Genomic DNA, 23,396 nt, shown 5'->3' on the forward strand with positions numbered 1-23,396 from the left:
GACCCTATGAACGGTGCCAATGACATGGCCGTCGGCCCGGGTGGCTTCGTGCCGCCCAATCCGGGCGGCGGCGCGAACGTGCACAGCGGCCCGGGGCCGCAACCCCAGCAGCAACCCCAGCCCGATGCCTTCACCGCATGGCACGACGCGCGGCGCCCGCATGCGGGCGACACGGCGCTGGCGGGCAACAACCCCCTGGTGGCAGCGGCCAATCCGCTGCTCGACCTGATCCCGCAGATCCGCGCCACCGGCCACCACCCGTCGCCCGCGCAACTGCGCGAACACCTGGTCGACGAGGTGCGGCGTTTCGAGACGCGCGCGCAGCAGGCCGGCATCGCACCCGAAGTGATCATCGGCGCGCGCTACTGCCTGTGCACCGCGGTCGACGAGGCCGCGGCGCTCACGCCGTGGGGCGGCAGCATCTGGTCGTCGCAGAGCCTGCTCGTGATGTTCCACAACGAGACCTGGGGCGGCGAGAAGTTCTTCCAGCTGCTGTCGCGGCTGGTGCAGAACCCGCAGCAGCATCTGCACCTCATCGAGCTCATCTACTTCTGCCTGGCGATGGGCTTCGAGGGGCGCTTTCGCGTCATCGACAACGGCCGCTCGCAACTCGAGACGCTCAAGCAGCGGCTGCTGCAGATCATCCGGCAGGCGCGCGGCGAAATCGCGGCGCCGCTGTCGCCGCACTGGCAGGACGCGAGCGCGCCCGTGCGCCGCACGCGCCACTGGCTGCCGGTGTGGGCCGTGGGCGCGGTGGCGGCGGTGCTGCTGGTGCTGGTGTTCGCGGTGCTCACCTTCAACCTCGCGGGCCATTCCGACGGTGCCTTCTCGGCCGTGAACGCGGTGCGCCTGCCGCAGACGCAGCGCGCGGTGGCGGCGCCCGCGGCGCAGCCGCGCCTGCAGCGCTTTCTCGAACCCGAGATCCGCGACGGCCTGCTCACGGTGCGCGACGAGGCCGACCGCAGCGTGGTGGTGCTGCGCGGCGACGGCCTGTTCGCCTCGGGCTCCGACCGCGTGCTCGACCGCTACGCGCCGGTGCTCGCGCGCGTGGCCGACGCGCTCAACGCGGTGGAAGGCAACGTGCTGGTCAGCGGCTTCAGCGACGACCAGCCGATCCGCAGCGTGCGCTTCCCGTCCAACTGGCAGCTCTCGCAGGCGCGCGCCGATGCGGTGAAGGCCATGATCGCCACGCGCCTGAGCCGGCCCGAGCGGCTGCGTGCCGAAGGCCGCGGCGACGCCGATCCGCTGGTGCCCAACGACTCGGCGGCCAACCGCGCGCGCAACCGGCGTGTCGAGGTGACGCTGCTGGTGGCGCCGGTGGCGGGCGTGCCGGTGCCGGGGGCTGCGCCGCAACCCCGGCAGCAACAACCACAAGGAGGAACCCGCTGATGCTGCGCGCGCTCTTCCGTTTTCTCGTCAGCCGCGACCTCTGGGTCTTCTTCGGGCTGGTCGCGCTCGCGTTCCTGATCTGGGTCATCGGCCCGGTGATCGCCGTGGGCCGCTACCGCCCGCTCGAAGGCGAGTTCGTGCGCATCGTGGTCATCGCGCTGATGTTCGGCGTGTGGCTGGTGCGCGTGGCCTACCGCAAGTGGCGCGAGCGGCGCCTGAACGCGCAGCTGCTGCACCAGCTGCGCACGCCGTCGCCCAAGGCGAAGGAGGCCAAGCCCGAGGAGGCGCCCGAGATCAAGGAGCTGCACAGCGGCTTCGCCGACGCCACCGCGGTGCTGAAGAACATGCGCTTCGGCCCGGGCCCCGGCGGCAAGGCGGCCGGGCGCTTCGCGCTGTTCGACCGGCAGTACCTCTACCAGCTGCCCTGGTACATCTTCATCGGCGCGCCGGGCTCGGGCAAGACCACGGCGCTGGTCAACTCCGACCTCGACTTTCCGCTCGCCGACCAGCTCGGCAAGGCGGCGGTGCGCGGCATCGGCGGCACGCGCAACTGCGACTGGTGGTTCACCAACGAGGCCGTGCTCATCGACACGGCCGGGCGCTACACCACGCACGAGAGCCACCGCGAGACCGACGAGGGCGAGTGGAAGGGCTTCATCGAGCTGCTCAAGAAGTTCCGGCCGCGCCAACCGATCAACGGCGCGATCCTCACCATCAGCATCGCCGACCTGCCGCTGGCCGACGACGCGCAGCGCGCGCGCCATGCGATGGCGCTGCGCAAGCGGCTGCTCGAGCTGCGCAACGACCTGGGCATCAACTTCCCGGTGTACGTGCTGGTCACCAAGACCGACCTGCTGGCCGGCTTCAACGAGTACTTCGGCTCGCTGGGCCGTGCCGAGCGCCAGCAGGTGTGGGGCTTCACCTTCCCCATCGAGGGCAACCCCGCCGACCCGGCCAAGGCCGACCTGCGCGAGCGCTTCCACCAGGAATACAAGCTGCTGCACCAGCGCCTGGACGAGCGCCTGCCCGAGCTGATGGCCACCGAGCCCGACCCGATGCGGCGCGCTCAGGCCTACCTGCTGCCGCAGCAGTTCGCGAGCTTCGAGGACATCCTGGGCACCTTCCTGGCCGACGTGTTCAACCCGTCGAAGTTCGAGGTGGCGCCGCTGCTGCGCGGCGTGTACTTCACCAGCGGCACGCAGGAGGGCACGGCCTTCGACCGTGTGATGGGCGCCATCAAGCGCTACCTGCAGGTGAACGCGCCGCCCGCGCCGCCGCCGGGCCCGGGCAAGAGCTACTTCCTCAAAGAGCTGCTGCAGCAGGTGATCTTCCGCGACGCGGGCGTGGCCGGCACCAACCTGCGCTGGTACCGCCGCCGCCGCGCCATCGACCTGGCGGGCTACGCGCTGGTCGGCGTGCTCGCGGTGGTGCTGCTGGGCGCGTGGGCCAACAGCTGGCGCCACAACAAGGCCTACGTGGCCGAGGTGGACGGCAACGCCAAGGCCTTCAACAAGGCGGCCGCGCGCGGCGAGCTGCCGACGGTGGTCGATTCGAGCGGCGACATCGCGAGCTCGCTGCTCATCCTCGACCGGCTGCGAGACCTGCCCAAATCGGCCGAGTTCGACATCGGCGATCCGCCCGTGGGCTACCGCTTCGGCCTCTACCAGGGCGAGAAGCTGCAGGCCGCGACCGACGGCGTGTACCAGCGCGCATTGGAAACCGTGCTGCTGCCGCAGGCCGCGCAACGCGTCGAGCAGTCGCTGCGCGAGGCCGCGAAGGCCGATGCCGAATACAGCTACGAGGCGCTCAAGGCCTACCTCATGCTGTACGACCCCGAGCGCTATGACGCCGACTTTCTGCAGGCCTGGCTGCTGACCGACGTCGACCGCAAGATCGGCGCCTCGCTCACGCGCGAGCAGCGCACGAACCTCGAAGCGCATTTGAAGACGCTGTTCGCCGACCGCGTCGTGAGCTCGCCCTTCACCAAGGACGACAAGCTCATCGCGCAGACGCGCGAGCGCCTGGCCGGCGTGCCGCTGGCGCAGCGCTCGTACGCGCGGCTGCGCCGCATCCTGCTGCAGACCAGCGCGCCCAATGCCTTCACCATCGCCGAGGCGGGTGGTGCGGAGTCGGCGCTGGTGGTGCGGCGCGCCAGCGGCAAGCCGCTGACCGACGGCATTCCCACGCTGTTCACCTACCGCGGCTACTGGGACATCTTCGACAAGCGCATGGCCGAGACCACGCTGGCGCTGGAGCAGGAAGACCGCTGGGTGCTGCAGATCCGCGCGCCGGGCATCGCCGACATCACCTCGCGCGAGCTGCTGCTGCGCGAGGTGCGGCGCCTGTACCTCAGCGACTACATCCGCACCTGGGACGAGTACCTGGCCGACATCCGGCTGGCCGAGAGCAAGTCGCTGCTGCAGAGCATCCAGATGACGCGCGTGCTGTCGACCGGCGAGTCGCCGATGTCGCGCCTCATCCGCGGCGCGGCGCGCGAGACCGACCTGCTGCGCAACCACGACGAGGCCACGCGCAGCCTGCTCGACCAGGCGCAGAACCGCGTGACCAGCACGCGCGAGCGCATCGAGCAGCTCATCGGCCAGCCCGACGGCAGCCAGCGCCGCAACACCGCGCCCGACCGGCCCGAGTCGCTGGTCGACAACCACTTCGCGCCGCTGCGCCGCATGGTGACCGCGCCCAAGGCCGGCGGCCAGACGCCGCTGGACCAGACGGCCGCGCTCATCAACGAGCTGTACACCTTCCTCACCGCCACCGACACCGCGCTGCGCAGCGGCAACATCCCGCCGCCGGGCGATGCCGTGACCAAGCTGCAGGCCGAAGCGGGGCGCCTGCCGGTGCCGTTCCAGGGCATGCTGAACGACCTGTCGGCCACCGCGTCGTCGAAGGCCGCGGCGGTGACGCGGCAGAACATCGGCCAGAACGCGGCCGCGACCATCGGGCAGTTCTGCAGCCAGGCGATCGCGGGGCGCTACCCGTTCGCGCGTGGCTCCAACCGCGACGTGGCGGCCGGCGACTTCGCGCAGCTGTTCGCACCCGGCGGGATGATGGACGACTTCTTCCAGAAGAACCTCGCCTCGCAGGTCGACACCTCGGTCAACCCTTGGACCTTCAAGCGCGGCGTGGACGGCAGCGCGTCGGGGCGCTCGGCGTACCTCGATGCGTTCCAGAAGGCGCAGGCGATCCGCGACGTGTTCTTCACGGGCATGGCGGGCGGGCGCACGCCCTCGTTCACGCTCGACATCCGGCCCGAGGACATGGACGCCACGCTCACGCAGTTCACGCTGGACATCGACGGCCAGACGGTGCGCTACGCCCACGGCCCGCAGGCGCCCAGCAGCATCAAGTGGCCCGGTCCGCGCAACAGCAACCAGGTGCGGCTGCAGGTCACGGTGGCCAACGGCACGCCGGCCGGCGGCATCGTGACCGAGGGGCCGTGGGCGCTGCACCGGCTGTTCGACAAGGCCTCGATCTCGTCGGGGCGCACGCCCGAGTCGTTCAACGCGACCTTCGACCTGCAAGGCAAGAAGGTGGTGCTCGCGGTGACGGCCAACAGCGTCTACAACCCGCTGCGGTTGTCGCAGATGAACAGCTTCTCCTGCCCCGGGAAATCCTAGGATGACGCCTCCCCCGCACGCCTGGTCGCCGCTTGACGAGCAGATCGGCTGGTACGGCAAGCTGCCGTCGGCCGGCGACTTTCTCTACCGCCGCATGCCGCGCGAACTGCAGGCCTGGTGGGACCGCTGGATGCAGAACGGCCTGGGCAGCTTCAAGCGCTGGCCCGACGCCATGACGCGCCACTACGCGGTGGCCCCGGTCTGGAACTTCGCCATCCCCGCGACGCACGGCGTGAACGCGGTGCAGCTGGGCTGCATCGCGCCCAGCTGCGACCGCGTGGGCCGCTACTACCCGGCCTGCGTGGCGCTGCAGGTGGACGCGGCGCGCTACCACCCCGCGCTGCTCGAGGGCTCGGCCGCGTGGTACTGGCAGTGCGGCAGCGCGCTGCTGCAGGCCATCCGCCACGGCGTGGCGCCCGACCTCTTCGACGGCCAGGTGCTGGCGGCGGGCCGCACGGGCTTTCGCACCGCCAGCGGCGGCTCGGACGACATCCTCTCGATCCTCGGCGCGGCCGCCGGCCCGGCCAACGGTGCGCGCGGCGCGAGCGCGCAGCAGCGCCTGGGCTGGCCCGAGCTGCCGCTGTGCTTCGACCCCTTCGGCGGCACCAGCTACTGGTGGACCAACCAGGCCGACGGCTCGCCGCTGCGCACCGCGGCGCACGGCGGCGGGCTCAACACGCCGCTGTTTTCCCAGTTGTTTTCGCAAGGCCACGTGCCGTGGGCATGACGTGCCCGACCCACCCGCAGGAAGAAGAGACACCCCATGACGACGCCCGCCAGCCCTAGCGCGACGCCCGACCCGCAGGAGGAGCGCCCCCATCCCCTCGGCACGGGCCACCGGCTCGACGAGTTCGAGCTGCTCGAAGTCATCGGCGAGGGCGGCTTCGGCATCGTCTACCGCGCCTACGACCACTCGCTGCAGCGCGAGGTGGCGGTCAAGGAATACATGCCCTCGATGCTCGCGCGCCGCGTGGGCGACAACAGCGTGCACGTGCGCTCCGAGCGCCTCACCGCCACCTTCGCGGCGGGCCTGCGCAGCTTCATCAACGAGGCGCGCACGCTGGCGCAGTTCAGCCATCCGGCGCTGGTGCGGGTGCATCGCTTCTGGGAGGCCAACTCCACCGCCTACATGGCGATCCAGCTGTACAAGGGCCGCACGCTGCGCCAGCTGGCCGAGAGCGAGCCGGGCACGCTGACCGAGCCCTGGCTGCTGGGCATGCTGGGGCCGCTGCTGGGCGCGCTCGACACGCTGCACCACAGCCAGTGCTTCCACCGCGACATCGCGCCCGACAACATCTTCATCCAGCAGCAGGACGACCGCCCGGTGCTGCTGGACTTCGGCGCCGCGCGCAAGTCGATCGCCGACCTGGTCGACGAGGTCGCGGTGATGGTGAAGTCGGGCTACTCGCCGATCGAGCAGTACGCCGACGACAACACGCTGCTGCAGGGCGCGTGGACCGACCTCTATGCGCTGGGCGCCGTGCTGTACCGCGCGGTGACCGGCCACCCGCCGCCCTCGGCCGTGGTGCGCAGCGTGCAGGACGCCTACGTGCCGCTGTCGTCGCTGGGCCGCGACGACCTGAGCCCGGCCTTCTGCGCCGCGGTGGACCACACGCTGGCCGTGCACAGCAAGGACCGCACGCAGACGGTGGCGGCGTTCGCGGCGGAGCTGGGGCTGGTGAAGCTGGGCGATCTGTACGTGGTGGACCGGGCGGCGCCGCCGGCGGTGGTTGCTGCTGCTGTTGTCGTGCCCGTCGCGGCGCCCGTGCCGCAGGAGCCGCCTGCACCGGAGCCGGTGGAGGAAGCGCCACCGCCCGCGCCCGAGGTGCAGCCCGTGCCTGTGGAAGCGGCGACCGCGCGCGTGCAGGCACCGCCGCCGCCTGCGCCGCCATCGCCTGTCGCACGACCGAAGAAGGCATCGAAGCGCCCGCCGTGGTTCCTCGTCGGTGCGTTGGTGCTGGCGCTGTTCGCGGTCGGCGGCTGGATCGGCTGGCGGCTGACGGCCAAGGCACCGTCCGATCCGATGATTGCGGCCGCGCCGCCGCCCGGCACGCCGATGTCCGATCCGGGCGCGCCCCCGGCCGCGATGCCGCCGGCCGGCGCGACCTCCGAGGCGCCGCCGGCGTCCGCGCCCGCCGCATTGGCCAGCGCCCCGCTGAGCCCGCTCGACAACGTGCCCATCGCCGCCGCGCCCACGCCGCCTGCTGCGCCGCCGGCCGAGCCCGAGGCACAGTCCGCGCCGCCTGCACCGCCGGCGCAACCCGAAGCGCCGCCGCCCCCCGACCCCGCCGTGGTCGCCGAGGTGGAAGACTGGAACCTGGCCCAGGCCGAGAACACCCGCGAAGGCTACGAGGCCTACCTGCGGCGCCACCGCCGCGGCCTGCATGCGCGCGAGGCGCGCAACGCCATCGCCCAGCTCAACCGGCAGTCACCGCCTCCGCCGGCCGCGGGCAGCACGAACCCCGTGCCGACCGTGATCGCGGGCGCACCGCCGGCCCCGCCACCGCCGCCGGCCGCGGCGCCCGGCATGGGCCGCGTGCAGTTCAACATCCGGCCCTGGGGCCAGGTCTTCGTCGACGGCGCTGACCGCGGCGTGAGCCCGCCGCTCAAGTCGCTGCCGCTGCGCCCCGGCATCTACACCATCGAAGTACGCAACGGCGACCTCACGGCCTACCGCCAGCGCGTGACGGTGCAGGACAGCAAGTCCGCACCGGTGGTGAGCCACGAGTTCAAGTAAGAGGGCGGCGCGTCAGGGCGTGCCGGTGCGCAATGCGCGGCGGTACTGCACCGCCTCCGCCACATGCGCGGCCTGCACCGCGTCCTGCCCCGCGAGGTCGGCGATGGTGCGCGCCACCTTCAGCGCGCGGTGCGTGCTGCGCGCCGACCAGCCCAGCCGCGCGGCCGCCTGCTGCAGCAGCTGGCGGGCGGGGCCGTCGAGCATGGCGTGCGTGTCGATCGCGCGGCCCTGCAGCGCCTGGTTCGCGTGGCCCTGGCGTTGCAGCGCGCGGTCGCGTGCGCCCACCACGCGCGCGCGGATGCTGTCGGTCGATTCGCCTGCCGGCGCGTCGAGCAGCTGCGGCGCCGACACGGCCGCCACCTCGATGTGCAGGTCGATGCGGTCCAGCAGCGGGCCGCTGAGCTTGCCCTGGTAGCGCGCGATGCGCTCGGGCGTGCAGCGGCAGGGCTTGAGCGTGGAGCCGAGGTAGCCGCAGGGGCAGGGGTTCATCGCGGCGATGAGCTGGAAGCGGGCCGGAAACTCCGCGCGCCGGGCGGCGCGGGTGATCGTGATGGTGCCGGTCTCCAGCGGCTCGCGCAGGGCTTCGAGTGCGGCGCGCGTGAACTCGGGGAACTCGTCGAGAAACAGCACGCCGTGGTGCGCGCGCGAGATCTCGCCCGGCCGGGGCGGCGAGCCGCCGCCCACCAGCGCCACCGCGCTCGCCGTGTGGTGCGGCGTGGCCGTCGGGCGGCTCATCCAGCGCTCGGGCGCCAGCCGGCCGTCGAGGCTGGCGATGGCCGCGCTTTCCAGTGCCTCGTCCACGTTCATCGGCGGCAGCAGGCCGGCGAAGCGGTGCGCCAGCATCGACTTGCCCGAGCCCGGCTCGCCCACCATGAGCAGGCTGTGGCCGCCGGCCGCGGCGATCTCGAGGGCGCGCTTGGCGCCGGTGTGGCCCTTGACGTCGGCCAGGTCGGCATAGCGCGGGGCGCCGTCGCCGGGCGCGGCGCGCACGTGGGTCCAGCCGTCGTCGCTCGCGTCGACCGGCCCGCCGCCGCTGGCGACGAACTGGCGCACCACGTCGAGCAGGTGCCGGGCGCCGTACACCTGCGCACCGGGCACCAGCGCGGCCTCTTGCGCGCTGTCCAGGGGCAGCACCAGCCGCACGGCCGTGCCTTGCGTGTAGGTGGCCACGGCCATCGCCAGCGCGCCGCGCACGGGGCGCAGTTCGCCCGACAGCGACAGCTCACCGGCGAACTCGTGGCCGGCGAGGCGGGCGTTCTCGATCTGCCCGCTGGCCGCGAGGATGCCCAGCGCGATGGGCAGGTCGAAGCGGCCCGAGTCCTTCGGCAGGTCGGCGGGCGCCAGATTGACCACGATCTTCTTGTTGGTCGGAAATTCGAGCCCGGCGTTCTGGATCGCCGAGCGCACGCGTTCGCGCGCCTCCTTGACCTCGGTCTCGGCCAGCCCGACCAGCGTGAAGCTCGGCAGGCCGTTCGCCAGATGCACCTCGACCGTGACGGCGGCGGCCTCCAGGCCGAGCAAGGCGCGGCTTTGCACCAAAGACAGACTCATTTTTCTCCCTCTCCCCAAGTTGGTGCGCCTGCGACGTGCAAGCCCAGGACCGTGCAGCGTGCAAGCGTGTGCAACTGCCGGAAACAGGGCTTGTAACGATTTGGCGCTCATCGCCGGACACCTGCGCCCTCTGACCGGGGCGGTATTCGTGCAGTTTGGCACGCTCCCTGCTTTGAGGGTGCTCAGGTCCAACAACACACTTGCGAGGAGTTCCCTGATGACGCACCGTACCGCCGCCCAGGCGTTGATCGTTCTGGCCACTGCACTGACCGCCTCGGGCGCCGCCATGGCCCAGGCCGCCGACGCCGCCGCACCGGCGCCCGCGCCCCTGCTCACGGGCAATGTCTCGCTGACCACGAACTACAAGTTCCGCGGCCAGGACCAGGACATGATCGGCAAGAACGACTACGCCAAGACCAAGGGCTTCAAGCCCGCCATCCAGGGCGGCTTCGACTACGCCTTCGGCGACAGCGGCTTCTACATCGGCAACTGGAACTCCAGCGTCAACTGGCTCAAGGGCAACAGCATCGAGAGCGACCTGTACGGCGGCTACAAGTTCAAGGCCGGCCCGGTCGACATGGACGTGGGCGCGCTCACCTACATCTACCCGGGCAACTCGGTGGGCAACACCACCGAGCTGTACGTGGGCGCCACCTACGCCAACGACAGCTTCGGCTCGTTCACGGCCAAGTACTCGCACACGGTGTCCAAGGACTACTTCGGTTACGCCGGCGCCAAGACGGGCTCGGGCCTGAAGGGCCGCAACACCGGCTACCTGAACCTGGCCTACAGCAAGGAGATCGTGCCCAAGGTCACGCTCAAGGCCGCCGTCGGCTTCACCAACATGTCCAGCGACATCCGCAGCCTGGGCTACAAGAGCTACGTGGACTACAACATCGGCGCCACCTACGACTTCGGCAGCGGCCTGACGCTCACCGGCTCGGTGCAGGGCGCCAACAAGAAGTCCAACTACCAGGTCGTGGCCTACCCGGGCATCGAGATCCCCGACTTCGGCACCTTCGGCACCACCTACTACTCGCCCAACAAGGCACGCTTCATCCTCACGCTGACGAAGACGCTGTAATCGACACAACAACCAGGCGCGGCCCACGTTGCCGCGCCGCCTTTCATCCATCCAGAAGGAGCAACTCATCATGAAGCTGGTCACAGCCATCATCAAACCGTTCAAGCTCGACGAGGTGCGCGAAGCGCTCTCGGCCATCGGCGTGCAGGGCATCACCGTCACGGAAGTGAAGGGCTTCGGTCGCCAGAAGGGCCACACCGAGCTGTACCGCGGCGCCGAGTACGTGGTCGACTTCCTGCCCAAGGTGAAGATCGAGGCGGCCATCTCCGACGAGCTGGTCGACCGCGTGATCGAGGCGGTGGAAGGCGCCGCGCGCACCGGGAAGATCGGCGACGGCAAGATCTTTGTCTACAACCTCGAGCAGGTCGTGCGCATCCGCACCGGCGAAACGGGCCGCGAAGCCCTCTGATCGAGTCCTGGCCCGAAAGAACAACGACTATGAAAAAACTTCTTGTCTCTCTTGCGCTCGGTTTGAGCGTCTTCGTCGCCGGTACTTCGGCGCTGGCCCAGGCACCCGCCGCCACCCCTGAGGCACCGGCTGCATCGGCACCTGCTGCACCTGCCGCGGCTGCGCCCGCGCCTGCAGCGGCTGCGGCACCCGCTGCTGCCGAAGCTGCACCCGCCGCACCGGCCGCCGCCCCCGCGCCCAAGGTCGACTCCGGCGACACCGCCTGGATGCTCACCTCGACCCTGCTCGTGATCCTGATGACCATTCCCGGCCTGGCGCTGTTCTACGGCGGCCTGGGCCGTTCCAAGAACATGCTGTCGGTGCTGATGCAGGTCTTCGTGATCTTCTCGCTCATCAGCCTGCTGTGGGCCATCTACGGCTACAGCCTGGCCTTCACGGGCGACGGCAACTTCTTCGGAAGCTTCGACAAGATCTTCATGAAGGGCATCACGCAGGAGACCTTCGGCGCGCTGACCACGATCCCCGAATACGTGTTCTTCGCCTTCCAGGGCACCTTCGCGGCCATCACCGTGGCGCTGATCGTCGGCGCTTTTGCAGAACGCGCCAAGTTCTCGGCCGTGCTGCTGTTCTCGGTGATCTGGTTCACCTTCAGCTACGTGCCCATGGCCCACATCGTGTGGGGCGGCGGCCTGCTGGGCAAGGACGGCGCGCTCGACTTCGCCGGCGGCACCGTGGTGCACATCAACGCCGGTATCGCCGGCCTGGTCGGTGCCTACATGGTCGGCAAGCGCGTGGGCTACGGCAAGGAAGCCTTCACGCCGCACTCGCTCACGCTCACCATGGTCGGCGCTTCGCTGCTGTGGGTCGGCTGGTTCGGCTTCAACGCCGGCTCGGCAGGTGCGGCCAACGCCGCCGCCGGCCTGGCCTTCGTGAACACGGTGCTCGCCACCGCCGCCGCGGCCCTGTCGTGGATCCTGGGTGAGAGCCTGCACAAGGGCAAGGCCTCGATGCTGGGCGCCGCATCCGGTGCCGTGGCCGGCCTCGTGGCCGTCACGCCCGCCGCCGGTTTCGTCGGCCCGATGGGCTCGATCGTGATGGGCCTGCTGGCCGGCCTGATCTGCCTGTGGGGCGTGGGCGGCCTCAAGCGCATGCTCGGCGCGGACGACGCGTTCGACGTGTTCGGCGTGCACGGCGTGGGCGGCATCCTGGGTGCCATCCTGACCGGCGTGTTCGCTGCCAAGGGCCTGGGTGGCACCGGCGGCCTGACGCCCGACACCTTCTCGATGGGCGCGCAGGTCTGGATCCAGGTCAAGAGCGTGCTGTTCACCATCGTGTGGTCCGGCGTGGTCGCCTTCATCGCCTACAAGATCGCCGACCTGACCCTCGGCCTGCGTGTGTCGGAAGAAGAAGAGCGCGAAGGCCTCGACATCTCCTCGCACGGCGAAACGGCCTACAACCGCTGAGTCGCACACAGACAGCGGGTGGCCCGGCACGGCGCCGGCCCCCGCTCCTCCAAGACCACCACCACCCTTTTCGATACAAAGAAGAACAACCACTCCCGGTTTTTTCAGGCGAGTCTCCTTTGGATGTTCAGCCCGCGAGCGCTTCGGCGTCAGCGGGCTTTTTTTTGCCCGCGGCCCGCGTGGCCGGGGGCACAATCGCCCCACCATGTGGACCTCCATCGAAGACAGCCTCTGCGAACTGGGTGAATCGCCGTTCTGGCATCCGCACGAACGCGCGCTCTACTGGCTCGACATCCCGGGCCGCGCCGTGCTGCGCACGCGCGGCGAGATCGGTTCGCCCACGGCCACGGTCGAGCGATGGGCCTTGCCCACCGAGCCCGGCTGCATGGCGCCGGCACGCACGGGCGGCCTCGTGATCGCGCTGCGCGACGGCATCTACCGGGCCCGCGAATGGGGCGGCAGCCTCGTCGCGATGGCGCGCGCGGAGCACGACGTGCGCACCATGCGCTTCAACGACGGCAAGTGCGACGCGCTCGGCCGCTTCTGGGCCGGCTCGCTCAACGAGGCCAAGGACCGCGCCAACGCCGCGCTCTACTGCTTCGACGCACGCCCCGGAGACGTCTCGCCCACCATCACCTCGATGCTGGAGCACGTCACCACCGCCAACGGCCTGGCGTTCTCGCCCGACAACCGCACCCTGTACTGGGCCGACACCGCCGCGCACGTGGTGCGCGCCTGGGACTGGGACGCCGAGGCCAACACGCTCTCGCATGCGCGCGTGTTCCAGCAGTTCGACCCCAAGCCCGCGGGCTGGGTACCCAGCACGCCCACGCACTACGACGGCCGTCCCGACGGCGCCACCGTCGACGCCGCCGGCCACTACTGGGTCGCGATGTTCGAAGGCGCGCAGCTGCTGCGCTTTGCGCCCACGGGCGAGCGCGTGGCCGCCATCGCGGTGCCGGTGCAGTGCCCCACCATGCCCTGCTTCGGCGGCGACGATTTGCGCACGCTGTTCGTCACCAGCGGGCGCAAGGGCCGCCCGGCCGACGAGCTGGTGCAGCGCCCGGCCTCGGGCACCGTGCTCTCGATGCGCGTCGACACGCCGGGCCTGCCGGTGAATTTCTTCGAAGACTGAGTCGGGCCGCTGCCGAGGATGGCCCTGCACCACATCCCCCCGATCCAATGCCTGCTGACCTTCGAGGCCGTTGCGCGCCTGCGGCATGCGGGCCGCGCGGCCGACGAGCTGTGCGTGACGGCCAGCGCCGTGAGCCACCGCATCCGCCAGCTCGAGGCGCACGTGGGCTTCAAGCTCTTCGGTCGCAGCGACTTCAGCCTCACGGCCGACGGCGCGGCCTACCTGGCGAACGTGCGCGTCGGCCTGGCCGCGCTGCAGCAGGCCACGCCCGGCAGCCGTGACGCGGCGCTGCGCGCACCGCGCCTGAGCGTGGCCGTCACGCCCACCTTCAGCCGCCAGTTTTTGATGCCGCGGCTGGAGCTCTTTCGCAACATCTACCCCGACATCGAGCTGGCGCTGCATGTGTCGATCCCGCTGCTCGACGTTACGGCCGAGCAGACCGACCTGCAGGTGCGCTACGGCATCGGCGCGTACGCCGACTGCGAGCACCGCCTGCTCATCGCCGAGGACGTGGTGCCCGCCTGCAGCCCGAGCTACCTGAACGAGTTCGGGCCCTTCGACGGCTTTCGCACCGCGGCCGAGATCGCCAGCGCGCGGCTGATCCGCAGCCCGCTCGAGCCCTGGGGCACCTGGTTCGCGAGCTGCGGCATCGACCAGCCCGAGCCGCACCTGGGCGCGCAGTTCAACGACCTGGGCCTGGTCTACGACGCGGCGGCCAGCGGCTTCGGCGTGGCGCTGGTGCGACAGAAGCTGGGCGCCGCCTGGTTCGAATCGGGCCGGCTGGTGGCGCTGTCGGAACGGCCCGTGCCCTCGCCGCACCGCCACTACATCTGCTGGCAGCCGGGCACGCTGGAGCGCTGGGAATGCGCGGCCTTCGTCGACTGGATCGTTCAGACGCTGCACTGACCGACAGGTCTGCCCGACAAATTTTTATCAAGGTCCGGGCAAAAAACCTTCAATCCGGACGGCGCGCATCTCCCTAGAGTGCGGGGCACAACAACAGCCTCCCCGGAGACAACGCATGACCTGGCAGCAGATCTACGACCCGTTCGGCAACATGATCATTTCCACCGCGCTCGCCGCGATCCCGGTGGTGGTGATGCTTGCGTGCCTCGGCTTCTTCCACATCAAGGCCCACATCGCCGCCGGCCTGGGCCTGCTGGCGGCGCTGGCCGTCGCCGTGTTCGCCTACGGCATGCCGGCCGAGATGGCCGGGCGCGCCGCGCTCTTCGGCGGCTTCACGGGCCTGCTGCCGATCGGCTGGATCGTGCTGAACATCATCTTCCTGCAGCAGCTGGCCGAACAGAACGGCAGCTTCAAGGTGCTGCAGGACTCGCTCTCGGGCATCACCGAAGACCGCCGCATCCAGCTGTTGCTGATCGCCTTCTGCTTCGGCGCGTTCTTCGAGGGCGCGGCGGGCTTCGGCACGCCGGTGGCGGTCACGGCCGGCATCCTGATCGGCCTGGGCTTCTCGCCGCTGGCCGCCTCGGGCCTCTCGCTGATCGCCAACACGGCGCCGGTGGCCTTCGGCGCGCTCGGCACGCCGGTGATCACCCTGGCCAAGGTGCACGGCTACGACCTGATGGAAGTCACCGCGATGATCGGGCGCCAGCTGCCGTTCTTCTCGCTGCTGGTGCCGTTCTGGCTGGTCTGGGCCTTCGCCGGACGCAAGGCGATGATGGAAGTGTGGCCGGCCATCCTGGTCACGGGGGTGTCGTTCGCGGTGCCGCAGTACCTGGTGTCGAACTTCATCGGCCCCGAGCTGGTCGACATCATCGCGGCCATCGTGTCGATGGCCAGCCTGGTGCTGTTCCTGCGCGTGTGGCAGCCGAAGAACGTGTGGCGCTCGCCCTCGCTGCGCGGCAAGGACGTGAGCGCGCACGAGGCCAAGCCGCCGGCCGCCATCGTCGTGCACAGCCGCGAAGCGCTGGTGCGCGCGTGGATGCCCTGGGTGATCCTCTCGGTGTTCGTCTTCATCTGGGGCCTGCCGGCGGTGAAGACCGCGCTCAATGGCGTCTTCGCGCCCTCGTTCCCGATGGGCGGGCTGCACAACCTGATCGAGAAGATGCCGCCGGTGGTCACCGCGCCCACCAAGGAAGGCGCGGTGTACGTGCTGAACCTGCTGTCGGCCACGGGCACCGGCATCCTCTTGTCGGCGATCGTGAGCGCGCTGTTCATGAAGTACAACCCGGTCGAGATCGTGCGCACCTTTTTTCGCACGCTCTGGATGGTGCGCTACTCGCTCATGACCATCGTGCTGATGCTCGCGCTGGGCACGCTCACGCGCTACTCGGGCACCGACACCACGCTGGGCCTGGCCTTTGCCAACACCGGCGTGTTCTATCCCTTCTTCGGCACGCTCATGGGCTGGATCGGCGTGGCCATGACGGGCTCCGACACCGCGTCGAACGTGCTGTTCGGCGGCATGCAGAAGGTCGCGGCCGAGCAGTTGGGCCTGGCGCCCAACCTCATGGGCGCGGCCAACAGCTCGGGCGGCGTGATGGGTAAGATGATCGACGCCCAGTCGATCGTGGTGGCCTCCACCGCCACGCGGTGGTTCAATCACGAAGGCGACATCCTGCGCTACGTGTTCTTCCACTCGATCGCGCTGGCCTCGCTGGTCGGCCTGTACGTGACGCTGCAGGCCTATGTGTGGCCATTCACCCTGATGGTCGTCCGCTGAAAGTTGTTCCCGCCATGAATGCTCCCGTCACGACCGACCAGCACACGCAGCTGTCGAAGGCGGAGCGCCAGGCGCAGGTGGTGCGGGCGCTGCAGGCGCACCTGCCCGCGCATGCGCTCATCTGGCACGCCGAAGACACCACGCCCTACGAATGCGACGGCCTCACGGCCTACCGCCAGCGCCCGCTGGTGGTGGCCCTGCCCGAGACCGAGGCGCAGGTGGCCGCCGTGCTGCGCGCCTGCCATGCGCTGGCCGTGCCGGTGGTGGCGCGCGGCGCCGGCACCGGGCTCTCGGGCGGCGCCATGCCGCACGCGCTGGGCGTGACGCTGTCGCTGGCCAAGTTCAACCGCATCCTCAAGGTCGACCCCGTGAGCCGCACGGCCGTCGTGCAGTGCGGCGTGCGCAACCTCGCCATCAGCGAAGCCGCCGCGCCCTTCAACCTCTACTACGCGCCCGACCCGTCGAGCCAGATCGCCTGCACCATCGGCGGCAACGTGGCCGAGAACTCGGGCGGCGTGCACTGCCTGAAGTACGGCCTCACGCTGCACAACGTGCTGCGCGTGCGCGGCTTCACGGCCGAGGGCGAACCCATCGAGTTCGGCGGCGAGGCGCTCGATGCGCCGGGGCTCGACCTGCTCGCATTGGCCATCGGCAGCGAAGGCATGCTGGCCGTGACCACCGAGGTCACGGTCAAGCTCGTGCCCAAGCCGCAGCTGGCGCGCTGCATCATGGCCAGCTTCGACGACGTGCGCAAAGCCGGCGACGCGGTCGCGGCGGTGATCGCGGCGGGCATCATCCCGGCCGGCCTGGAGATGATGGACAAGCCCATGACCGCCGCCGTCGAAGACTTCGTGCACGCCGGCTACGACCTCGACGCCGCCGCCATCCTGCTGTGCGAGTCGGACGGCACGCCCGAAGAGGTCGAAGAAGAAATCGGCCGCATGACCGACGTGCTGCGCGGTTGCGGCGCCACCGCCATCGCCGTGAGCACCAGCGAAGACGAGCGCATGAAATTCTGGAGCGGCCGCAAGAACGCCTTTCCGGCGTCGGGCCGCATCAGCCCCGACTACATGTGCCTGGACTCGACCATCCCGCGCAAGCGGCTCGCCGACATCCTGCTGGCGATCCAGGAGATGGAGAAAAAATACAACCTGCGCTGCTGCAACGTGTTCCACGCGGGCGACGGCAACCTGCATCCGCTGGTGCTGTTCGACGCCAACGACCCCGACGAGCTGCACCGCTGCGAGCTGTTCGGCGCCGACATCCTCGAGACCAGCGTCGCCATGGGCGGCACCGTCTCGGGCGAGCACGGCGTGGGCGTGGAAAAGCTCAACAGCATGTGCGTGCAGTTCACCGCGGCCGAGAACGAGCAGATGTTCGGCATCAAGCGCGCCTTCGACCCCGCCGGGCTGCTCAACCCCGGCAAGGTGATTCCCACGCTGCAGCGCTGCGCCGAGTACGGCAAGGAAGTGGTGCGCGGCGGCCGGCTGGCGCATCCCGACCTGCCGAGATTCTGAGAGCTTCATGAACACGGATACCGCCCTCCAGCAGGTCGTCGAGCGCGTGCGCGCCGCCGCGGCCGATGCCACGCCACTGCGCCTGCGCGGCGGCGGCACCAAGGATTTCTACGGCCAGCCGCCGCGCGGCGAGCTGCTCGACCTGCGCGCGCTCAGCGGCATCACGAGCTACGAGCCAAGTGAACTGGTCGTCACCGTGCGTACCGGCACGCCGCTGGCCGAGCTCGAGGCCGCACTCGCTGAACAAGGCCAGTGCCTGCCGTTCGAGCCGCCGTGCTTCGATGCCGGCGGCACGGTGGGCGGCATGGTCGCCGCCGGCCTCAGCGGCCCATCGCGCGCCAGCGTGGGCGCGGTGCGCGACTACGTGCTCGGCGCCACGCTCATCAACGGCCGCGCCGAGGTGCTGAGCTTCGGCGGCCAGGTGATGAAGAACGTCGCCGGCTACGACGTCTCGCGCGTGCTGGCCGGCTCGCTCGGCACGCTGGGCGTGATCGCCGAAGTGAGCCTCAAGGTGCTGCCCGTGGCGCCCGCCGAGGCCACGCTCGCCTTCGCCTGCAGCCAGGCCGATGCGCTGCGCCTGCTCAACGAATGGGGCGGACGCCCGCTGCCGCTGAACGCGAGCAGCTGGTTCGAACATGTGCCCGGCGCGGGCGTGCTGCGCCTGCGGCTGCGCGGCGCCGTGGCGGCCGTCGAAGCCGCTTGTGCGCAGCTCGGCGGCGAACGCCAGGACCCGGTGCGCGCGGCCGCCGGCTGGGCCGCGCTGCGCGACCAGCGCATGCCGTGGTTCGCACTCGACGAAGCCGGGTCGCTGGCGCTGTGGCGGCTGTCGGTGCCGCAGACCGCGCCGGTGATCGCCATCGAGGGCTGCGCCGCGCCGCTGGTCGAATGGCACGGCGGGCAGCGCTGGTACCTCGCGCCGCCCGCGCAGGCGGCGCGCCTGCGCGAGGCCGCGCACGCAGCGGGTGGCCATGCCACGCTGTTCCGCGTGCCCGCGGCGCAAGCGGCCGACTGCAACGTGCCGCGCTTCGACGCACTGAGCGCGCCGGTGGCGCGCATCCATCGCGCACTGATGCAGGAGTTCGATCCGCACGGGGTCTTCGACCGCGGCCGGCTCTTCGCAGGCGACCAATAAGAAAAGAAACGACACCCCCGCGATGCAAACCGAACTAGCCCCCGAATTCCGCGACACCGATGCGGGCCGCGAAGCCGAAGCCATCCTGCGCAAGTGCGTGCACTGCGGCTTCTGCACCGCCACCTGCCCGACCTACCAGCTGCTCGGCGACGAGCTCGACGGGCCGCGCGGGCGCATCTACCTCATCAAGCAGGTGCTCGAAGGCCATGCGCCCACGCGCAGCACGCAGCTGCACCTCGACCGCTGCCTCACCTGCCGCAACTGCGAGAGCACTTGCCCGAGCGGCGTGCAGTACGGGAACCTGGTCGACATCGGCCGCAAGATCGTCGACGAGAAAGTGCCGCGCCCCGCGATGGAGTCGGCCACGCGCTGGCTGCTGAAGGAAGCGCTGCCGTCGCCGCTGTTCGGCCCTGCGATGGCGCTGGGCCAGTCGGTGCGCGGCCTGCTGCCCGAAGGACTGAAGGCCAAGGTGCCCGCCAAGCAGGACGCCGGCCGCTGGCCCACCGCCACGCACGCGCGCAAGGTGCTGATGCTCGCAGGCTGCGTGCAGCCGTCGATGGCGCCGAACATCAACAGCGCCACCGCGCGCGTGCTCGACGCGGCTGGCATCCAGGCCGTGATCGCGCCCAAGGCGGGCTGCTGCGGCGCGGTGAAGTTCCACCTCAACGACCAGGACGGCGGCAAGGCGCAGATGCGCGCCAACATCGACGCATGGTGGCCTTTCGTCGAAAGCAACGAGGTCGAGGCCATCGTGATGAACGCCTCGGGCTGCGGCGTCACCGTGCGCGAGTACGGCCACCTGCTGCAGCACGACGCGGCCTATGCCGCCAAGGCCGCGCGCATCAGCGCGCTCACGCGCGACCTGAGCGAGCTGCTGCCCGACCTCGTGCCCGCGCTGCAGGGCCGCGTGCGCGCGCCCGAGGGCGTGGTCGCCTACCACCCGCCCTGCACGCTGCAGCACGGCCAGAAGCTGCGCGGCGGTGTCGAGACGCACCTGCGCGCGCTGGGCTTCGACGTGCGCGTGGCCATGAACGAATCGCACCTGTGCTGCGGCTCGGCCGGCACGTATTCGGTGCTGCAGCCCGAGCTGGCCTACCCGCTGCGCGACCGCAAGCTCGGCCACCTGAAGCAGCTGCAGCCCACGACCATCGCGTCGGCCAACATCGGCTGCATCACGCACCTGCAAAGCGGCAGCGGCGACACGCCCGTGCGGCACTGGGTCGAGCTGCTCGACGCGGCGCTGCAGGCGCCCGCAGGGTAGGGCGCGCGCGCACGGCAGGGTACGTTGCCGTCCGACGTGCGCACCGCGCGTCGGGGCGCATCATGGCGGGCCGAAGACGCTGCAAGGAGTTCGTGCCATGTCTTTCGTTTCTGCTTTTCCGCTGCGCCGCGCATTGCTGGCCGCTGCCTGCATCGCAGGCACCGTCGCCGCGCAGGCGCAGCAGCCGCCCTCGGCCCTGCCGCCCTGGCAGGGCATCGGCACCACGCGCTATGTGTGCGGCGGCATCGGCTCCGACGAGTCGAACGCCATGCGCGCCGCCATGAAGAACCACCCGCTGTCGCTGCTGTTCGCGCGCGCCGACGGCGCCTACCTGGCCAACCTGAACGTCGCGATCAAGGGCGGCGACGCGAACTCGTCCGCCGCCATGGCCTTCACCGCCACCGGCCCGGTGTGCCTCATCGACGTGCCGGCGGGGCGCTATGTGATCGACGTGAGCACGTCGACGGGCGAGACCAGGAGCCAGACCGTGACGGTCGGCGGTGGGCCGAAGAGCGCCGACTTCCGCTTCTGAATTCAGCTGGCGGCCAGCGCCGCCTCGATGTCGCGCGTGAGCGAGGCCGGCGTGTCCAGCGGCGCGTAGCGCTTGAGCACCGCGCCGTCGCGCCCGACCAGGAACTTGGTGAAGTTCCACTTGATGGCCGTGCTGCCCAGCAGGCCCGGCTTTTCCTTGGTGAGCCACTGGTACAGCGGCAGCGCGTTGCTGCCGTTGACGTCGATCTTCTCCATCATCGGGAAGCTCACGCCGTAGTTGGTCATGCAGAAGGCGCCGATTTCCTCGTTGGTGCCCGGGTCCTGCCCGCCGAACTGGTTGGAGGGAAAGCCCAGCACCGCGAGGCCCTGGCCGGCGTACTTTTCGTGCAGCGCTTCCAGGCCTTCGAACTGCGGCGTGAAGCCGCAATTGCTCGCCGTGTTGACGATCAGCAGCACCTTGCCGCGGAAGGTCGAGAGCTTCACCGGCTTGCCGTCGATGCGGGTGGCCTGGAAGTCGTAGACGCTGGTCATGGAGAGAGCTCCTCAGGTGGACGCGGAAACGCCATCATCGCGCGCGGGCGGGGTTCGCGCAAACGCCGACCACACCGCGCCCAGCACGATCAGCGCGCCGCCGACGAGGATGCGCGAGTTCATGGTGGACGCGCCCAGTGCCACCGACGAGACACTGGCGAACAGCACTTCCGACAGCATGATCACCGAGGTCGCGCTGGCCGCCAGCTTCGGCGCGCCGTATTGCAGGCACACGTTGGCGACGATGAAGCCCGTGCCCAGCAGCGCGGCCCAGCCCAGCCAGCCGGGCGAAGCGAGCAGCGGCGAATCGATGCCGCCGAACGCGGTGCCGCTCACCGCGCCGACGCCCGCCACCACCGTGCAGCCCCAGAACATGGCCAGCGCGCGCGACTCGCCCGGGGCATGCCGCAGGTGGCGCAGCACGATGTTGGTCACGGCAAAGCCGAAGCCCGCCGCCACCCCCAGCCAGTCGGGCAGGCTCGAGGGCACCGGCCAGTCGGTGCCCGGCGCCTTCAGCACCACCACCACGCCGGTGAGCGCCAGCGCCACGCGCATCAGCGCGCCGCCCGTGGGCCGCTCGCCCAGCAGCAACCAGGCCAGCAGCACGCTCCACAGCGGCATCAGGTAGAACAGCAGCACCACGCGCACCACGTCGCCCTGCGTCACGGCCCAGTTGAAACCCACGTTGGTGAAGCCCGCCGCCAGGCCCAGCGCCACCAGCATCGGGAACGCGGCGAAGGCTTTCCAGGCGTGGCGGCGCACGAGGCCCATCGCCGTGGCGATGACGAGGTAGATCAGGCAGGTGGTCCACAGCGGATGCAGGCCGTGGCTGGCGATCTGGCGGAAGGGAATCCAGGACACGCCCCACACGAAGGCGTTGAACATCAGGGCAAGTGCGGGCATGGGGGCGTTGGAGTGGGGGCGCTCGGCGCGCCGGCCATTGCACCAACGCGGTCGCGCGAAATCAGTGGTGCTTGTCGCTGCGGGCGATCGCGAGGAGGTGCTCGACCTCTTCAGGATACTTCTTGAGGTTGTTCTCGTGCCAGCGCTTGATGATCCACATGCAGCCCGCCACCACGAGGCCGAAGGCGCTGATCGCACCGTAGGCCGACAGGCCCAGGCCCGTGCACACGCTGTAGAAGCCGCCCAGCAGAAGGATGCAGGCCTGCTCGTTGAAGTTCTGCACGGCGATGGAGCGGCCCGCGCCCATCAGGTTGTGGCCGCGGTGCTGCAGCAGCGCGTTCATCGGCACCACCAGGAAGCCGCCCAGGCCGCCCAGGATGATCAGGAACGGCACCGCCAGCCAGACGTTGCCGATGAAGTTCATGCAGATCACCATCAGGCCCATCGCGATGCCCATGGGGATCACGCGCGTGGCCATGTCCAGCCGCATGTACATCGAGGCCACGATGGCGCCCACCGCGGTGCCGATGGTGACCACGCCGGTCAGCGCCGAGGCCTGGGTGGTGTTGTATTCGAGCGCTACGGCGGCCCAGGCCAGCACGATGTACTTGAGGTTGCCGCCCGCGCCCCAGAACAGCGTGGTGGTCGCCAGCGAGATCTGGCCCAGCCGGTCGCGCCACAGGCGGGCGTTGCAATGCCAGAAGTCGGGCAGCAGGCCGGCCAGGTTGCGCACCATGCTCTGCTCGGGGTTGGAGCGCAGCGGGCGCATCTCGACGCCGGTGTGCGGGATGCGGGTGTTGAACCAGGCCGCGAGCACGTAGACGAAGATCAGCACCGCAATGGCGGCTTCGGCCGGCGAGTCGATGCCGGTGTCGATGAACGGCAGGTCGATCAGCAGCAGCTGGCTGGACACTGCATGGCCCACCAGCATGCCGCCGAGCACGATGCCCAGCAGGATCGAGGCGATGGTCAGCCCTTCGATCCAGCCGTTGGCCTTGACCAGCTGCGACGACGGCAGCAGCTCGGTGAGGATGCCGTACTTGGCCGGCGAGTAGGCCGCCGCGCCCAGGCCCACGATGGAATACGACAGCAGCGGGTGCGAGCCGAACAGCATCATCAGGCAGCCCACGACCTTGATCGCGTTGCTGATGAACATCACCTTGCCCTTGGGCAGCGCGTCGGCAAAGGCGCCCACCAGCGGGGCCAGCACCACATAGAAGACCGCGAAGATCGGCACCAGGGCGGCCCGCTGCCATTCGGGGGCGCCCGAACTTCGCATGAGATCGACGGCAACGACGAAAAGCGCTTGGTCGGCCAGCGACGAAAAGAACTGGGCCGACATGATCGTGTAAAAACCGCGCTTCATCGATGGGCTGGCTGGCCAGAGGGTCTGCTGGCGGTAGTGAAAAAGTGTCGCGTCAGGCGCGAATGGGCGGTTATAGCATGGGGGTACGACGCGAATTCAGGCATCCCC

18 protein-coding genes are annotated in these 23,396 nt (G+C 70.1%); 14 read left to right on the plus strand and 4 right to left on the minus strand.

The window, feature by feature from the left end; genetic code table 11:
- Positions 1–6 precede the first annotated feature (6 nt).
- Genes ACAM42_RS01320 through ACAM42_RS01335 form a run of 4 tightly spaced genes read left to right on the plus strand, consistent with a single transcriptional unit; the run spans position 7 to position 7,761 of the window.
- Entirely contained in the window at positions 7–1,389 is a 1,383-nt protein-coding gene (locus ACAM42_RS01320; RefSeq protein ID WP_369630881.1) for a DotU family type VI secretion system protein, read from the plus strand.
- On the plus strand, positions 1,389–5,024 hold the full coding sequence (gene tssM / locus ACAM42_RS01325; RefSeq protein WP_159273468.1) for a type VI secretion system membrane subunit TssM: 3,636 nt from the start codon (positions 1,389–1,391) through the stop codon (positions 5,022–5,024). The genes ACAM42_RS01320 and tssM overlap by 1 nt, the downstream gene beginning before the upstream one ends.
- A 1-nt stretch (position 5,025) precedes the next feature.
- Positions 5,026–5,751 carry a type VI secretion system-associated protein TagF gene (gene tagF / locus ACAM42_RS01330; protein WP_062473933.1) on the plus strand — a complete coding sequence of 242 codons (726 nt, stop codon included), beginning with the start codon at positions 5,026–5,028 and terminating at the stop codon, positions 5,749–5,751.
- 36 nt (positions 5,752–5,787) lie between these two features.
- Positions 5,788–7,761, plus strand: a complete 1,974-nt coding sequence (locus tag ACAM42_RS01335; protein ID WP_369630882.1) for a serine/threonine-protein kinase — start codon at positions 5,788–5,790, stop codon at positions 7,759–7,761.
- 12 nt (positions 7,762–7,773) lie between these two features.
- Here ACAM42_RS01335 and ACAM42_RS01340 read toward each other — a convergent pair whose 3' ends face one another.
- Complete coding sequence (locus ACAM42_RS01340) at positions 7,774–9,312, minus strand: YifB family Mg chelatase-like AAA ATPase (RefSeq protein ID WP_369630883.1); 1,539 nt, start codon at positions 9,310–9,312, stop codon at positions 7,774–7,776.
- Between the two features lie 217 nt (positions 9,313–9,529).
- Between ACAM42_RS01340 and ACAM42_RS01345 the strand changes: the two genes are divergently transcribed.
- From ACAM42_RS01345 to ACAM42_RS01390, 10 genes are all read left to right on the plus strand, one after another.
- Complete coding sequence (locus ACAM42_RS01345) at positions 9,530–10,396, plus strand: TorF family putative porin (protein WP_062482029.1); 867 nt, start codon at positions 9,530–9,532, stop codon at positions 10,394–10,396.
- A gap of 70 nt (positions 10,397–10,466) precedes the next feature.
- Positions 10,467–10,805 (plus strand): P-II family nitrogen regulator, encoded by a 339-nt coding sequence (gene glnK, locus ACAM42_RS01350; RefSeq protein ID WP_056583732.1) that lies wholly within the window; start codon positions 10,467–10,469, stop codon positions 10,803–10,805.
- A 29-nt stretch (positions 10,806–10,834) separates the two neighbouring features.
- The gene (locus tag ACAM42_RS01355) at positions 10,835–12,268 is read left to right on the plus strand and encodes an ammonium transporter (RefSeq protein ID WP_369630884.1); all 1,434 of its coding nucleotides are present in this window, start codon (positions 10,835–10,837) and stop codon (positions 12,266–12,268) included.
- 205 nt (positions 12,269–12,473) lie between these two features.
- Positions 12,474–13,403, plus strand: coding sequence for an SMP-30/gluconolactonase/LRE family protein (locus ACAM42_RS01360; protein WP_369630885.1), 930 nt, complete (start codon positions 12,474–12,476; stop codon positions 13,401–13,403).
- Between the two features lie 18 nt (positions 13,404–13,421).
- Positions 13,422–14,309: a LysR substrate-binding domain-containing protein gene (locus ACAM42_RS01365; RefSeq protein ID WP_062482020.1), complete on the plus strand. Its 888-nt coding sequence runs from the start codon at positions 13,422–13,424 to the stop codon at positions 14,307–14,309.
- Positions 14,310–14,424: 115 nt separating this feature from the next.
- Positions 14,425–16,086, plus strand: a complete 1,662-nt coding sequence (locus ACAM42_RS01370) for an L-lactate permease (RefSeq protein ID WP_307696522.1) — start codon at positions 14,425–14,427, stop codon at positions 16,084–16,086.
- A gap of 14 nt (positions 16,087–16,100) precedes the next feature.
- A complete protein-coding gene (locus tag ACAM42_RS01375) occupies positions 16,101–17,603 on the plus strand; it encodes an FAD-linked oxidase C-terminal domain-containing protein (RefSeq protein WP_369630886.1) in 1,503 nt (500 codons plus the stop codon).
- Positions 17,604–17,610: 7 nt separating this feature from the next.
- Positions 17,611–18,735, plus strand: a complete 1,125-nt coding sequence (gene glcE / locus ACAM42_RS01380; RefSeq protein ID WP_369630887.1) for a glycolate oxidase subunit GlcE — start codon at positions 17,611–17,613, stop codon at positions 18,733–18,735.
- Positions 18,736–18,757: 22 nt separating this feature from the next.
- The gene (gene glcF / locus ACAM42_RS01385; protein WP_369630888.1) at positions 18,758–19,996 is read left to right on the plus strand and encodes a glycolate oxidase subunit GlcF; all 1,239 of its coding nucleotides are present in this window, start codon (positions 18,758–18,760) and stop codon (positions 19,994–19,996) included.
- Positions 19,997–20,093: 97 nt separating this feature from the next.
- The gene (locus ACAM42_RS01390) at positions 20,094–20,528 is read left to right on the plus strand and encodes a carboxypeptidase regulatory-like domain-containing protein (protein ID WP_369630889.1); all 435 of its coding nucleotides are present in this window, start codon (positions 20,094–20,096) and stop codon (positions 20,526–20,528) included.
- Positions 20,529–20,530: 2 nt separating this feature from the next.
- On the opposite strand, the gene ACAM42_RS01395 is transcribed toward ACAM42_RS01390, so the two are convergent.
- The 3 genes from ACAM42_RS01395 to lplT form a co-directional block, all read right to left on the minus strand.
- Complete coding sequence (locus ACAM42_RS01395) at positions 20,531–21,019, minus strand: glutathione peroxidase (protein ID WP_369630890.1); 489 nt, start codon at positions 21,017–21,019, stop codon at positions 20,531–20,533.
- A 12-nt stretch (positions 21,020–21,031) separates the two neighbouring features.
- Positions 21,032–21,922, minus strand: coding sequence for a DMT family transporter (locus ACAM42_RS01400; protein ID WP_062476897.1), 891 nt, complete (start codon positions 21,920–21,922; stop codon positions 21,032–21,034).
- 61 nt (positions 21,923–21,983) lie between these two features.
- A complete protein-coding gene (gene lplT / locus ACAM42_RS01405; RefSeq protein WP_062476894.1) occupies positions 21,984–23,288 on the minus strand; it encodes a lysophospholipid transporter LplT in 1,305 nt (434 codons plus the stop codon).
- Between the last annotated feature and the right edge of the window lie 108 nt (positions 23,289–23,396).

Source organism: Variovorax sp. V35 (assembly GCF_041154465.1).
Taxonomy (GTDB): Bacteria; Pseudomonadota; Gammaproteobacteria; order Burkholderiales; family Burkholderiaceae_C; genus Variovorax; species Variovorax boronicumulans.

Coding starts and splice junctions, on each gene's coding strand:
- ACAM42_RS01320 (WP_369630881.1), top strand. CDS start 7: ATGAACGGTGCCAATGACATGGCCGTCGGCCCGGGTGGCTTCGTGCCG.
- tssM (WP_159273468.1), top strand. CDS start 1,389: ATGCTGCGCGCGCTCTTCCGTTTTCTCGTCAGCCGCGACCTCTGGGTC.
- tagF (WP_062473933.1), top strand. CDS start 5,026: ATGACGCCTCCCCCGCACGCCTGGTCGCCGCTTGACGAGCAGATCGGC.
- ACAM42_RS01335 (WP_369630882.1), top strand. CDS start 5,788: ATGACGACGCCCGCCAGCCCTAGCGCGACGCCCGACCCGCAGGAGGAG.
- ACAM42_RS01340 (WP_369630883.1), bottom strand. CDS start 9,312: ATGAGTCTGTCTTTGGTGCAAAGCCGCGCCTTGCTCGGCCTGGAGGCC.
- ACAM42_RS01345 (WP_062482029.1), top strand. CDS start 9,530: ATGACGCACCGTACCGCCGCCCAGGCGTTGATCGTTCTGGCCACTGCA.
- glnK (WP_056583732.1), top strand. CDS start 10,467: ATGAAGCTGGTCACAGCCATCATCAAACCGTTCAAGCTCGACGAGGTG.
- ACAM42_RS01355 (WP_369630884.1), top strand. CDS start 10,835: ATGAAAAAACTTCTTGTCTCTCTTGCGCTCGGTTTGAGCGTCTTCGTC.
- ACAM42_RS01360 (WP_369630885.1), top strand. CDS start 12,474: ATGTGGACCTCCATCGAAGACAGCCTCTGCGAACTGGGTGAATCGCCG.
- ACAM42_RS01365 (WP_062482020.1), top strand. CDS start 13,422: ATGGCCCTGCACCACATCCCCCCGATCCAATGCCTGCTGACCTTCGAG.
- ACAM42_RS01370 (WP_307696522.1), top strand. CDS start 14,425: ATGACCTGGCAGCAGATCTACGACCCGTTCGGCAACATGATCATTTCC.
- ACAM42_RS01375 (WP_369630886.1), top strand. CDS start 16,101: ATGAATGCTCCCGTCACGACCGACCAGCACACGCAGCTGTCGAAGGCG.
- glcE (WP_369630887.1), top strand. CDS start 17,611: ATGAACACGGATACCGCCCTCCAGCAGGTCGTCGAGCGCGTGCGCGCC.
- glcF (WP_369630888.1), top strand. CDS start 18,758: ATGCAAACCGAACTAGCCCCCGAATTCCGCGACACCGATGCGGGCCGC.
- ACAM42_RS01390 (WP_369630889.1), top strand. CDS start 20,094: ATGTCTTTCGTTTCTGCTTTTCCGCTGCGCCGCGCATTGCTGGCCGCT.
- ACAM42_RS01395 (WP_369630890.1), bottom strand. CDS start 21,019: ATGACCAGCGTCTACGACTTCCAGGCCACCCGCATCGACGGCAAGCCG.
- ACAM42_RS01400 (WP_062476897.1), bottom strand. CDS start 21,922: ATGCCCGCACTTGCCCTGATGTTCAACGCCTTCGTGTGGGGCGTGTCC.
- lplT (WP_062476894.1), bottom strand. CDS start 23,288: ATGAAGCGCGGTTTTTACACGATCATGTCGGCCCAGTTCTTTTCGTCG.